At 66.7% G+C, this 12,398-nt stretch carries 9 protein-coding genes; 5 read left to right on the top strand and 4 right to left on the bottom strand.

Going from position 1 to position 12,398, the window contains the following annotated elements; all coding sequences use genetic code 11:
• Positions 1-49: 49 nt before the first annotated feature.
• A complete protein-coding gene (locus tag DCO49_RS17140) occupies positions 50-2,182 on the bottom strand; it encodes a TonB-dependent receptor (protein WP_116865028.1) in 2,133 nt (710 codons plus the stop codon).
• Positions 2,183-2,402: 220 nt separating this feature from the next.
• Here DCO49_RS17140 and DCO49_RS17135 point away from each other — a divergent pair, with 220 nt between their 5' ends.
• Both DCO49_RS17135 and DCO49_RS17130 read left to right on the top strand, forming a co-directional pair.
• A complete protein-coding gene (locus DCO49_RS17135) occupies positions 2,403-3,794 on the top strand; it encodes a 3-deoxy-7-phosphoheptulonate synthase class II (RefSeq protein ID WP_079220766.1) in 1,392 nt (463 codons plus the stop codon).
• Between the two features lie 528 nt (positions 3,795-4,322).
• Positions 4,323-5,447: a mechanosensitive ion channel family protein gene (locus tag DCO49_RS17130; protein ID WP_207776502.1), complete on the top strand. Its 1,125-nt coding sequence runs from the start codon at positions 4,323-4,325 to the stop codon at positions 5,445-5,447.
• Positions 5,448-5,528: 81 nt separating this feature from the next.
• Here the strand turns inward: DCO49_RS17130 and DCO49_RS17125 are convergent, their stop codons facing one another.
• The 3 genes from DCO49_RS17125 to typA are packed head-to-tail and all read right to left on the bottom strand — an operon-like array spanning position 5,529 to position 9,517.
• Positions 5,529-7,151: an amidase gene (locus tag DCO49_RS17125; RefSeq protein WP_116865026.1), complete on the bottom strand. Its 1,623-nt coding sequence runs from the start codon at positions 7,149-7,151 to the stop codon at positions 5,529-5,531.
• Positions 7,152-7,192: 41 nt separating this feature from the next.
• On the bottom strand, positions 7,193-7,660 hold the full coding sequence (locus DCO49_RS17120) for a DUF2127 domain-containing protein (RefSeq protein ID WP_079220768.1): 468 nt from the start codon (positions 7,658-7,660) through the stop codon (positions 7,193-7,195).
• 9 nt (positions 7,661-7,669) lie between these two features.
• Positions 7,670-9,517, bottom strand: a complete 1,848-nt coding sequence (gene typA / locus DCO49_RS17115; RefSeq protein WP_049456418.1) for a translational GTPase TypA — start codon at positions 9,515-9,517, stop codon at positions 7,670-7,672.
• 249 nt (positions 9,518-9,766) lie between these two features.
• On the opposite strand from typA, the gene DCO49_RS17110 reads away from it, so the two are divergent.
• The 3 genes from DCO49_RS17110 to DCO49_RS17100 all read left to right on the top strand — a co-directional run bounded on the left by DCO49_RS17110 (position 9,767) and on the right by DCO49_RS17100 (position 12,071).
• Entirely contained in the window at positions 9,767-10,258 is a 492-nt protein-coding gene (locus DCO49_RS17110) for a peptidylprolyl isomerase (protein ID WP_079220769.1), read from the top strand.
• A gap of 117 nt (positions 10,259-10,375) precedes the next feature.
• Positions 10,376-11,362 carry a malate dehydrogenase gene (locus DCO49_RS17105; protein WP_116865025.1) on the top strand — a complete coding sequence of 329 codons (987 nt, stop codon included), beginning with the start codon at positions 10,376-10,378 and terminating at the stop codon, positions 11,360-11,362.
• A gap of 94 nt (positions 11,363-11,456) precedes the next feature.
• Positions 11,457-12,071: an RluA family pseudouridine synthase gene (locus tag DCO49_RS17100; protein WP_116865024.1), complete on the top strand. Its 615-nt coding sequence runs from the start codon at positions 11,457-11,459 to the stop codon at positions 12,069-12,071.
• Positions 12,072-12,398 lie beyond the last annotated feature (327 nt).

The raw sequence follows: 12,398 nt of genomic DNA, 5'->3' as shown, positions 1-12,398 counted from the left end.
GCCGCTGGCCGGCACACCGCGGGAATGCCGGCCAGCGGACGGCACTACCTCAGAAGTCCTGCTGCAGGCTCAGGTAGGCGCCGCGGCGCGGGCCCCATTGTGGCGCGAACACGCCGACGCCGCCGCCATCACGCAGCTGGTAGCTGCGATCCAGTGCATTGATCACCGCCACCTGCACGTGCAGCGGATGCCCGCTGTCGGCATTGAAGTCGTGGCCGGCACTCAGGTTCACCTGCAGGTAGGACGGCAGTTCGCCACCGTTGGGCGCCGTGTCGGTATCCGAGCGCAGGCCGCTGCCGAACACGTAGTTCGCACCGATGCGGTTGTGGCCGGCGAAGGCGTAGCTGAAGCCACCCGACGAGGTCAGCTTCTGGTCGTGGTCCAGATGGATCCAGTGGTCAGCCACATAGGCCAGGGCCTCCGGGTCCAGGTTGTACTGGCTGGTGATGACGTCGGTACCGATGGCCTCGTTCAGGGCGGCGTTGAAGTAGGCACTGAAGGGACCGTGGCTGTAGTCGGCGCTGAATTCCAGGCCGCGGATGTGGCCGCGACGGTAGTTGAACGTCGAGTAGATGTAGGCGGCGCCGAACTGGCCTTCGTCCTGCAGGCGCGAGACGCGGCGGTCATAGGCATCCAGGCCCAGGGTGAGGTGCTCGCCGACCTGCTGGGAGACGCCGATGTCGTAGTAGTCGCTGCGCTCGGCCAGCGGAATGTTGTTGCCACCGGACGGCTGCGCGTTGGTGGTGCCGTCATACAGGCTGATGTCGCTGGTGGCGATCAGCTCGCTGGCCGGCGGGGTGAAGTAGCGCGAGTAGCCGGCGTGCAAGGTGGTGCTGCCGCTGGCCGTCCAGACCACGCCCAGGCGCGGGCTGAGCTGGCCCTCGGTCTGGCCGAAGGCCTTGTAGCGGTCACCGCGCAGGCCGTAGTTGACCGTCCAGTCGTCGCCGATCTTCCACTCGTCCTGCACGTAGACCGCCATCGTGGTGGCCTTGAACGCGCTGCTGTCGGCGATCTGCGACGGCGTGGTGCTGGTCTGGGCGCCGTCGTCGTCGACCGGGAACACCCAGCTGTTGTTGCTGGCGCGGGCACGCTCCTGGTTGCCGTACACGCCATAACGCAGCGTGTGGTTATCGCCCAGCGGCGTGGAGAAATCCGCCTGCAGCGTGTTGGCGCGGTTGCTGCGCTGGACCTGCGAGGCGACGCCACTGAACACCAGGTCGCCGGCCACGTCGGGATTGAAGCCGACATCGCTGTAGCGCTGCCCGACCGAGACCTGGTAGGCGGTCTGGCCCAGCGTGCCCTGCAACACCAGCATGCCGAAGCGGGTGGTTTCGCGCTGCGTCTCATCCAGCTGGCTGGAATCGAAGGTGGTGGTGTCCAGGTAGCCGAACTGCGGGGTCTGGCCCGGGTTGACCGGAATCTGGAAGCGGTTGTTGGCGAAGCCGGCGAACACGCTCAGGCGGGTCGTGTCGTTGACCAGGTAGGTCAGGTCGGCGAAGGCCTTGCCCTGGTGGGTGTCGTCATGTTCCGGCTTGCGCGAGCTGGTCGGGTTCTCCAGGCCTACGTCGTTCTGGTCGTAGTTGCCGGTCAGGAACCAGCTCCAGCGCCCCTGTGAGCCCCACCAGGAGGCATTCGGGTTGACCTTGCCGAACGAGCCGGCGGTGATGCCGACGCTGCCGCCATTGCCGAGCTCGGCGCCGCTGCGGGTGGTGATGTCGACCACCGCGGCGGTGCGCTCGCCGAACTGTGCCGGTAGCGCGCCGTCCATCAGGCGGATGCTCTTGATCGTGCGCGCGTCCAGGGTCTGGCCGAAACCGGAGATCGACTCGGGCAGCAGCACGCCGTTGATGCGGTACTGCAGGTTGGCGTGGTCGCCGCGCACGTGCACGCCACCGTAGGAATCCTGGACCACGCCCGGCGCCTGCAGCAGCACCTGGCTGAGCGGCGCGGACGCGCCCAGCGGCTGCTTCTGGATGTCCTCGGCGGTGATCTGGTACTGGCTGCTGCCGATGTCGGGCGACAGCGCGTTTCGCGCCTGGTCGAGCTGGGCGCTGACGGTGACGGTGTCAAGGTCCTTCACCGGGGCGGCGTCAGTGGCGGCATCGGCGGCCAGGGCGAGGGAGGGCAGGCTGGCCAGGGCCAAGGCGAAGGTGATGCCGGTAGCGAGCAGGGAGGGCTTCATGGCGGATGGGCTGTGGAAGGGGCCGGCGGAGGGGATGGGATTGTTACTTCGTAACACTGCGGAGCGAATCATGCGCCTGTCCGGGCGGGTGTGGTCATACGGTTTGTGGCCGATCGCGTTGCCCTTTCCCCGGTGTTCAGCGATGTGCAGACGGCAGTCGGGCCTTTGCGACAGCGGCCGGCTCTGCGACCATGACTGCCCCCCACCCCGGAATTCTGCAATGAGCCTGTCCGCCGTTCCGCCCGTCTCCGATCCCGCTGCGACCGCCGCCGGCGCTGGCTGGTCGCCGGAGAGCTGGCGTGGCAAGACCGCCCTGCAGATGCCGACCTATCCCGATCCCATCGCGCTGGACGCCGCCCTGCACGAGCTGAAGCGGCTGCCGCCGCTGGTGACCTCGTGGGAGATCCTGGCGCTGAAGCAGCAGCTGGCCGACGCGCAGGAAGGCAAGCGCTTCCTGCTGCAGGGCGGTGACTGCGCCGAGAATTTCAGCGACTGCGAATCGGGCACGATCTCCAACCGGCTGAAAGTGCTGCTGCAGATGAGCCTGGTGCTGGTGCACGGCCTGCGCCAGCCGGTTATCCGTGTTGGTCGTTTTGCCGGCCAGTACGCCAAGCCGCGCTCGGCCGACACCGAGACCCGCGATGGCGTGACCCTGCCCAGCTACCGCGGCGACGTGATCAATGCGCCGGCGTTCACCGAGGCCGCGCGCCTGCCGGATCCGAAGCGGATGCTGCAGGCCCACGCGCATTCGGCGATGACGATGAACTTCGTGCGTGCGCTGATCGACGGCGGCTTCGCCGACCTGCACCATCCCGAATACTGGAACCTGGAGTGGGTGCGGCATTCGCCGCTGGCCGCCGAGTACCAGAAGATGGTGGCCTCGATCGGCGACGCCGTGCACTTCATGGAGACCCTGGCCGGGGCCCGCGTGCACAACCTCAACCGCATCGATTTCTACACCTCGCACGAAGCGCTGCTGCTGCCGTACGAGCAGGCGCTGACCCGGCAGGTGCCACGCCAGCAGGGCTGGTTGAACCTGAGCACGCATTACCCGTGGATCGGCATGCGCACCGCCGCGCTGGATGGCGCGCACGTGGAGTACCTGCGTGGCGTGCGCAATCCGATCGCGATCAAGGTGGGGCCGTCGGTGCAGCCGGACCAGCTGCTGCGGTTGATCGACGTGCTGAACCCGGACGACGAACCCGGACGCCTCAGTTTCATCCACCGCATGGGTGCGGCGCAGATTGCCGAGAAGCTGCCGCCGCTGCTGGACGCAGTGAAGCGCGATGGCCGCCGCGTACTGTGGGTGTGCGATGCGATGCACGGCAACACCGAGAGCACGGCGAACGGCTTCAAGACGCGTCGCTTCGACAACGTGCGCGGCGAGGTGGAGATGTCCTTCGACCTGCATGCGGCGGCGGGCACGCGCTTGGGTGGCGTGCACCTGGAGCTGACCGGCGAGGACGTGACTGAATGCACCGGCGGTGCACGTGAGTTGACCGAGCGTGACCTGGAGCGTGCGTACCGGTCGACGGTGGATCCGCGGTTGAACTACGAGCAGTCGCTGGAGATTGCGATGGCGATCGTGCGCAAGCAGGAGCAGGCGAGGTAGGTTTTTCTGCAGGGCTTGCAGCCCTGCACCTGCTGCAGTCAACGGCAACGTCAACATCAAACGCTGGGTGTCCGTGGGTTGGCGGGGCGGTGTCGGATTACAGGGACGCCGCAAGTACGTCCCTGTAGGCTTGGCCACGGCATCCATGCCGCGGACACCCCGCAATCCGACACCGCCCCGCCTTCGACAGGTTCACGCGGCTGTTGATAACAGCGACGGTTGTTTCGCGCGGCTGTTGGTGGGTGTCGACCGTTGGTCGACACGATCTCTCTGTCAGATATCGAATTTCATATTGAGACGGTCGTCGGATCGCGTCTGGGGAAGAGCCCCCTGAGTCAGGGGCGGCCGCGCAGCAGCGGGGTGTGGGTGGTGCTAAGTGGGGCCCGCGTTTCGCGCAGCGAAGCGTGGGAGCGGCAGCGCGCATGCCATGTCGCGTACCCAACCCTGCATACAACACACTCATGCCCCTTGCGCCACCCTGTCCATCCGCATGTTCGAGTGGAGGTGGCAAGGGTGCATTGGGAGCACATGCAGGCCTATGCATGGCCGTTGGGGCTGGCGCTGGTGATCGGCGGCATCGGTGCATGGGTGATCCTGTGGGTCTATCACCGATTGAAAGGGCGCGATCGGCGTCGTGCGCGCATCGGCCGCGTGCTTGGCCTGCCGCTGGCCACGGCGTTGCCGCTGCTGCTGCTGATTCCCGCATTGCAGGCGACGCCGTTGCAGGACCCGCTGCTGGGCAATCTGCAGCGCATCCTGCACATCAGCCTGGTGGCCTGCTTCATCTGGTTGCTGGTGCGCGGTGTCGGCGCCATCGAGCGCGCGATCCTGCGCAGCAATCCCATCGACGTGGCCGACAACCTGGAAGCGCGCCGCATCCAGACCCAGACCCGAGTGCTCAGCCGGGTGATCATGGGCGGCATCATCGTGCTCGGCGCCTCGCTGGTGCTGCTTCAGTTCGACATGGTGGCCAAGATCGGTTCGGCGCTGCTGGCGTCGGCGGGCCTGATCGGTCTGGTCGCTGGTATCGCGGCCAAGCCGGTGTTCGGCAACCTCATTGCAGGCCTGCAGATCGCCGTCACCCAGCCGATCCGCCTGGATGACGTGGTGATCGTTGAAGGCGAGTGGGGGCGCATCGAGGAGATCGGCAGCAGCTACGTGGTGGTGCGCATCTGGGATGAGCGGCGGATGGTGGTGCCGTTGACCTGGTTCATCGAAAACCCCTTCCAGAACTGGACGCGGCGCAGCGCCGACCTGCTGGGTACCGCGTTCTTCTGGCTGGATTACCGCGCGCCCATTGCGGCCATCCGTGCCGAGCTGGAGCGCATCTGCCGGGGCGAGCCGCTGTGGGACGGCCGCGTGTGCGTGACCCAGGTGACCGACACCAGCGAACGCGCGATCCAGGTGCGCCTGCTGGTCAGTGCGCGCAGTTCCGGCGATGCGTTCGACCTGCGCTGCCTGGTGCGCGAACGGATGCTGGATTTCCTTGCCCGCGAACATCCGCAGTCGCTGCCGCAGGTGCGCGCGCGCCTGCAGCACGAGGACGAGCTGGACATGCCGCGCGGACCGCGTGCGCGCACGGCGGACGTGCGTTCGCCGGGTGCGGAGGATGGGGAGGCGGCGATCGTGCCGGGGGAGCCAGAGCCCTTGTAGAGCCGAGCCCATGCTCGGCTTCCTTGGTACGTGGCATCGGCAGGGCAGCCGAGCGTGGGCTCGGCTCTACACGATCGCGGCTTACGGATCGCCAGCGTCGATCAGTGCGTCGGCGGCGAACCGCGGCGGCTGTCGCGCGCGGGTGCGCTGTTCGTAGGCGTAGGCCATCTCGATCAGCTTCGGCTCGCTCCAGGCGGTGCCCATGAACAGGAGGCCGGCGGGCAGGCCGTCGATCTGGCCCATCGGTACGCTCAGGCTGGGGTAGCCGGCCACCGCCGCGGCGCTGTAGCTCTCGCCGGGGAAATCATCGCCGCTGCTGCGCAACGGCCAGGCAATGCCGGTGGTCGGGGCGACCAGGCCATCGAGCTGGTGCGCGGCCAGCACCGCATCAATGCCCTCAGGGCCTGCCAGGCGGCGCGCATCGCTGCGCGCACGGATGTAGACGGGGTCGGCCAGGCCGGGGGTGGCGTCGGCCTCCTGCAGCAGTTGCTGGCCGAACAGCCCCAGTTCCTGCTTCGCATGGGCCTGGTTGAAGGCGATCAGCGCGGCCAGGCTGCGCAGCGGCGCCTTGTAGGTGACCAGGTAGCGCTCCAGCCCCGCCTTGAACTCGTACAGCAGCACGGTGCGCTCGGCCTCTTCCCAGGCGCCCTGGTTCGGCATCGCCACCGGCACCACCACCGCGCCGGCGCGACGCAGCTCGGCCACGGCCTGGTCCATCAGCGGCGACATGCCGCGGTACTTCAGCAGCGGCGTCTGCAGAAGGCCCAGGCGTTTGCCGCGCAGGCCCTGCGGATCCAGCCGCGCGGTGTAGTCGTAGACCGCGCGCCCGGGCATGGTCGCGGTGGCCGGGTCGGCAGCATCGCGGCCGGCGATGGCGGTCAGCACCGCGGCCGCATCGGCCACGCTGCGGGTCATCGGCCCGGCGGTGTCCTGGCTGAAGGAGATCGGGATGATGCCCTCGCGGCTGACCAGGCCGACGGTGGGCTTGAGCCCGACCACGCCGTTGATCGCCGCCGGGCACACGATGCTGCCGTCGGTCTCGGTGCCGATCGCCACGCTGGCCAGGTTGGCGGCCACGGCCACCGCGCTGCCGCTGCTGGAGCCGCACGGCGAATGGCTCAGGCGGTAGGGGTTGCGGGTCTGGCCGCCGCGCGCGCTCCAGCCGGAGATCGAATCATTGCCGCGGAAGTTGGCCCATTCGCTGAGGTTGGTCTTGCCCAGCACCACCGCGCCGGCCTCGCGCAGGCGTCGCACCAGATAGGCATCGCCTGGCTTGAAACCCTGCAGCGCCAGCGAGCCGGCCGTGGTGGCCATGGGGGCGGCGTTGATGTTGTCCTTCAGCAGCACCGGGATGCCGTGCAGCGGGCCACGCAGGCGGCCTGCACGGCGCTCGCGGTCACGTTCGGCCGCTTCCTTCAGGGCATCGGGGTTGAGTTCCAGCACCGCGCGCAGGCGGGGTCCGGTGCGGTCCAGGGCGGCGATGCGCTTGAGGTAGGCGGCGGTGAGGGTGGCGCTGTCCAGCTCACCGCTGACCATCCGCGCCTGCAGATCGGCCACGTCGGTTTCGGCGTAGGGGAAGGGCACGTTGCTGCTGCTGGGCGCGGCGGCGTGCGCGGCCGGTGTCGCCGGACCGCAGCCCACGGCAAACAGGGCGGGCAGGGCCGCGGTCAGGCAGGTCAGCAGGGAAGACAGGAACGGGCGCATCGGACGGCTGGGTCGGCTCCAATCGTCAGTGTAGCGGCTGCTCAGTGGCGGCGCTTGCGCAGATCGCGGGCGAGCACGTAGACGACGATCAGGTTGATCGCCAGCACGCTCCAGGACGCCCAGCCGGGGTGGCGCAGCACCGCGTAGATATCGAATGGCAGGTAGATGGAGGCGGTCAGGCAGCCGAGCCAGGAGGCCCAGGCCTTGGCCTTCCACAGGCCCCAGGCTTCGACCAGGTGCAGCAGGCCGTAGCCGATCATCGCCGCCGCGGCCAGGTGCACCGCGTCGGGACTGATCATGTTCAACAGCGAGGGCAGGGTGCCGTGATCCGGGTCGAGGCTGAAACGCCGGATCAGGGCATTGACCCCATCGCGAAGCGGCTGCGGACCGAGCATTTCCAGCCCGGTCGCAGCCAACAGCGCCAGCATCGCCTTGCTCGCTTCGAGCAGGGCGATGACGTGGAGACCCGGATGCCGGTGCGGATCCGGGTTGTAGCCGTTCTGGCTCACGGGTCAGGCTCAGCCGCCGCGCGAAGCCTTCTTGCGGTCGCTTTCGGTCAGGAACTTCTTGCGCAGACGGATCTCCTTCGGGGTGATCTCGACCAGCTCGTCGTCCTCGATGAAGTCCAGGGCCTGTTCCAGCGAGTACTTGATCGCCGGGGTCAGCTGGATCGCATCGTCCTTGCCCGAAGCGCGCATGTTGGTCAGCGGCTTGGTCTTGATCGCGTTGACGGTCAGGTCGTTGTCTTTGGAGTGGATACCGACCAGCTGGCCTTCATACACGTTGTCGCCTTCAGCGGCGAACAGCTTGCCGCGTTCCTGCAGCGGGCCAAGCGAGTAGGCCGGCGTGGTGCCCGGCGCATTGGCGATCATCACGCCGTTGATGCGCTTGGCAATGGCGCCCTGTTCCTTCGGACCGTAGTGGTCGAACACGTGGAACAGCAGGCCCGAACCCTGGGTCAGGGTCTTGAACTCGTTCTGGAAACCGATCAGGCCACGGGCCGGGATCGAGTATTCCAGGCGCACGCGGCCCTTGCCGTCCGGCTCCATGTTCTTCAGCTGGCCCTTGCGGGTGCCCAGCTTTTCCATCACGCCGCCCTGGTGGATTTCTTCGATGTCCACCACCAGCTGTTCGATCGGCTCCATCATCTGGCCGTCGATTTCCTTGATGATGACTTCCGGGCGCGACACGGCCAGCTCGTAGCCTTCGCGACGCATGTTCTCGATCAGCACCGACAGGTGCAGTTCGCCACGGCCGGAGACCAGGAACTTGTCAGCGTCTTCCAGCTGCTCGACCTTCAGGGCCACGTTGTGGACCTTTTCACGGTCCAGGCGGTCCTTGATCTGGCGGCTGGTCAGGAACTTGCCACCGGACAGATCCTTGTTGCCGGCGAACGGCGAGTTGTTGACCTGGAAGGTCATCGAGATGGTCGGCTCGTCGACGGTCAGTGCCGGCAGCGCTTCCGGGGTATCCGGGTGGCACAGGGTGTCGGAGATGGTCAGCTCCGGAATACCGGAGATGGCGACGATGTCACCGGCTTCGGCGGTGTCCTGCTCGATGCGCTCCAGGCCCAGGAAGCCCAGCACCTGCGCGACCTTGCCGTTGCGCTTCTTGCCTTCACGGTCGATGACCGCGACCTGCATGTTCTTCTTCAGGGTGCCGCGCTGGATGCGGCCGATGCCGATGACGCCCACGAAGTTGTTGTAGTCCAGCTGGCTGATGCGCATCTGGAAGGCGCCCTCCGGATCGACTTCCGGCTTCGGCGCGTGCTGCATGATCGCTTCGTACAGCGGGGTCATGTCGCCGTCGCGCACGGTGTCTTCCAGGCCGGCGTAGCCGTTCAGGGCCGAGGCGTAGACGATCGGGAAGTCGAGCTGCTCGTTGGTGGCGCCGAGCTTGTCGAACAGGTCGAAGACCTGGTCGATCACCCACTCCGGACGCGAGCCCGGACGGTCAACCTTGTTGACCACGACGATCGGCTTGAAGCCCATCGCGAAGGCCTTCTGGGTGACGAAGCGGGTCTGCGGCATCGGGCCGTCCATGGCGTCGACCAGGATCAGCACGGTGTCGACCATCGACAGCACGCGCTCGACCTCGCCGCCGAAGTCGGCATGCCCCGGGGTGTCGACGATGTTGATCCGGTTCTTGATGCCGGTCTTCTTGTCTTCCCAGGTGATGGCGGTGTTCTTGGCCAGGATGGTGATGCCGCGTTCCTTTTCCTGGTCGTTGCTGTCCATCACGCGCTCGGCGAGGACGGTACGCTCGGACAGGGTGCCGGACTGCTTCAGCAGCTGGTCGACCAGGGTGGTCTTGCCATGGTCGACGTGAGCGACGATGGCGATGTTGCGAAGGTTTTCGATGGACATACGAAAGGGGGCCAGTCGGCGCCGGATTTGGAAAAAGAAGTCCAACATTATACGTCGAAGTTGACGATTGGCGAAAACCTTCATTTCAGGCCCGGCCGGATGCCCATTCAGGCGCCTGTCGGGGCTGCCTGAACGGTGCCCCCCGGCCGGTCGGGCCGCCCCCGTTGGGCCATGGTCGAAGGCGCCGCTGCCACGAGCCGGGTGTAAACTAGGTGGCTAGACGCATTCCCATCTGCAGCAAGGATCTCCATGTCCCTCATCGCCACTTTCGACACCACCCAGGGCCCGATCAAGGTCGAGCTGTTCGCCGACAAGGCGCCGCTGACGGTTGCCAACTTCGTCAACCTGGTCAAGCAGGGCTTCTATGACGGCCTGATCTTCCATCGCGTCATCGCCGACTTCATGATCCAGGGCGGCTGCCCGCAGGGTCGTGGCACCGGTGGCCCGGGCTACAAGTTCGAGGACGAGAAGAACGGCGTGAAGCATGAGGTCGGCTCGCTGTCGATGGCCAACGCCGGTCCGAACACCAACGGCAGCCAGTTCTTCATCACCCACATCAAGACCGACTGGCTGGACGGCCGCCACACCGTCTTCGGCAAGGTCCTGGAAGGCCAGGCCATCGTCGATTCGGTCAAGCAGGGCGACGTGATCCATTCGATCACCCTGGAAGGCGACGTCGACGCCGCGCTGGCCGCACAGGCCGACCGCGTCGCCGAGTGGAACAAGATCCTCGCCGCCTGATCCCCCTTCGAAACGGCCACCCCTCGGTGGCCGTTTCCCTGTTCCCCGCCGCCCGCCAGGCCTGCGTGCCACGCCCGCGGCGTTCCATCCAACGCTTGCAAGCAAGAGGAAACCCCCATGAAAGCACCCGTTCGTGTTGCCGTGACCGGCGCTGCCGGCCAGATCGGTTACGCCCTGCTGTTCCGCATCGCCTCCGGCGAAATGCTGGGCAATGACCAGCCGGTCATCCTGCAGCTGCTGGAACTGCCGGTCGACAAGGCCCAGGCCGCCCTGAAGGGCGTGATGATGGAGCTGGAAGACTGCGCCTTCCCGCTGCTGGCCGGCATGGTCGGCACCGACGACGCCGAAGTGGCCTTCAAGGACGCCGACATCGCCCTGCTGGTCGGCGCGCGTCCGCGCGGCCCGGGCATGGAGCGCAAGGACCTGCTGCTGGAAAACGCCAAGATCTTCACCGCGCAGGGCGCGGCGCTGAACAAGGTCGCCAGCCGTGACGTGAAGGTGCTGGTGGTCGGCAACCCGGCCAACACCAATGCCTACATCGCCATGAAGTCGGCCCCGGACCTGAAGCCGGAAAACTTCACCGCCATGCTGCGCCTGGACCACAACCGCGCGCTGAGCCAGCTGTCGAACAAGCTCGGCAAGCCGGTCGGTGGCATGGAGAAGCTGGTCGTGTGGGGCAACCACAGCCCGACCATGTACCCGGACTACCGTTTCGCCACCGCCGACGGTGCTTCCATCGCCGATGCGATCAACGACCAGGAATGGAACGCCAACACCTTCATCCCGACCGTCGGCAAGCGCGGCGCGGCGATCATCGAAGCCCGCGGTTCGTCCTCGGCTGCTTCGGCCGCCAATGCTGCCATCGACCACGTGCGTGACTGGGTGCTGGGCAGCAACGGCAAGTGGGTCACCATGGGCGTGCCGTCCGACGGTTCCTACGGCATTCCGGAAGGCGTGATCTTCGGCTTCGCCGTGACCACCGAGAACGGCAAGTACACCCTGGTCAAGGATCTGCCGATCGACGACTTCAGCCAGAAGTACATCGACAAGACCCTGGCCGAGCTGGAAGAAGAGCGCTCCGGCGTCGCCCACCTGCTGGGCTGATACCGCGTTGACCGGTAGGTACCGACCGTTGGTCGGTACGCAGCAACGGGGAGGCTTCGGCTTCCCCGTTTCTGTTTGAGGACCAGGGAACCTGATGATCCACCTGCATTACATCGATGACGCACTGCTGGTGGCCGAGAAACCGGCCGGCCTGCTGTCCGTGCCAGGCCGTAGCGAGGAGAACCAGGACTGCGTCGTGACGCGGCTGCAGGCGCTGTACCCGGACGCGCTGACCGTGCACCGCCTGGACCAGGTGACCTCAGGCCTGCTGCTGCATGCACGCGGCAAGGCGATGCAGGCGGCGCTGTCGATGCAGTTCGAGCAGCGCCAGGTGAGCAAGCGCTACGAGGCGATGGTGCAGGGGCTGCTTGAGGCCGACGCCGGTGAAGTGGACCTGCCGTTGATCGTGGACTGGCCGAACCGGCCGAAGCAGATGGTGGACCACGAACGTGGCAAGCCGGCGCTGACGCGCTGGCAGGTGCTGGCGCGGGATGCGCAGGCACAGCGCACGCGCGTGGCGCTGGAACCGGTGACGGGGCGCAGCCATCAGCTACGGCTGCACATGGCCAGTCTTTGCCATCCCATCGTGGGAGATGTGTTGTATGACGCCGCGCCGGCGCAGCGGGTGCATCTGCATGCATGCGCGCTGGGGTTCACGCATCCGCTGACGGGTGCGTTGCTGGCGTTCGAGTCCCCTGCTCCGTTCTAGGTGGTTCGGCAGGGCTGCGCCCTGCACCTGCCGAAGCAACGTCAACGTCAAGGGCGGGCTATCCGTGGGTTGGCGGGGCGGTGTCGGATGGCGGGGACGCCGCAAGTACATCCCTGTAGGCTTGGCCGCGGCATTCATGCCGCGGACACCCCGCAATCCGACACCGCCCCACCTTCGACAGATTCACGCGGCTGTTGGTAACGGCGACTGTGCGGCTGTTGGTAGGTGTCGACCTTGGTCGACACGATTCTTCCATCGGATATCGATGGTCATCTGGTGTCAGAGCCCGTTGCGCAGCAACGGGATCCGACCCCTTGCCGTTCAATC

Origin of the sequence: Stenotrophomonas sp. SPM, from assembly GCF_003105135.1 — a bacterium.
In the GTDB taxonomy this organism is placed as follows: domain Bacteria; phylum Pseudomonadota; class Gammaproteobacteria; order Xanthomonadales; family Xanthomonadaceae; genus Stenotrophomonas.
The sequence above is the reverse complement of the archived record's forward strand: the minus strand, read 5'-3'. Positions and strand labels throughout refer to the sequence as shown.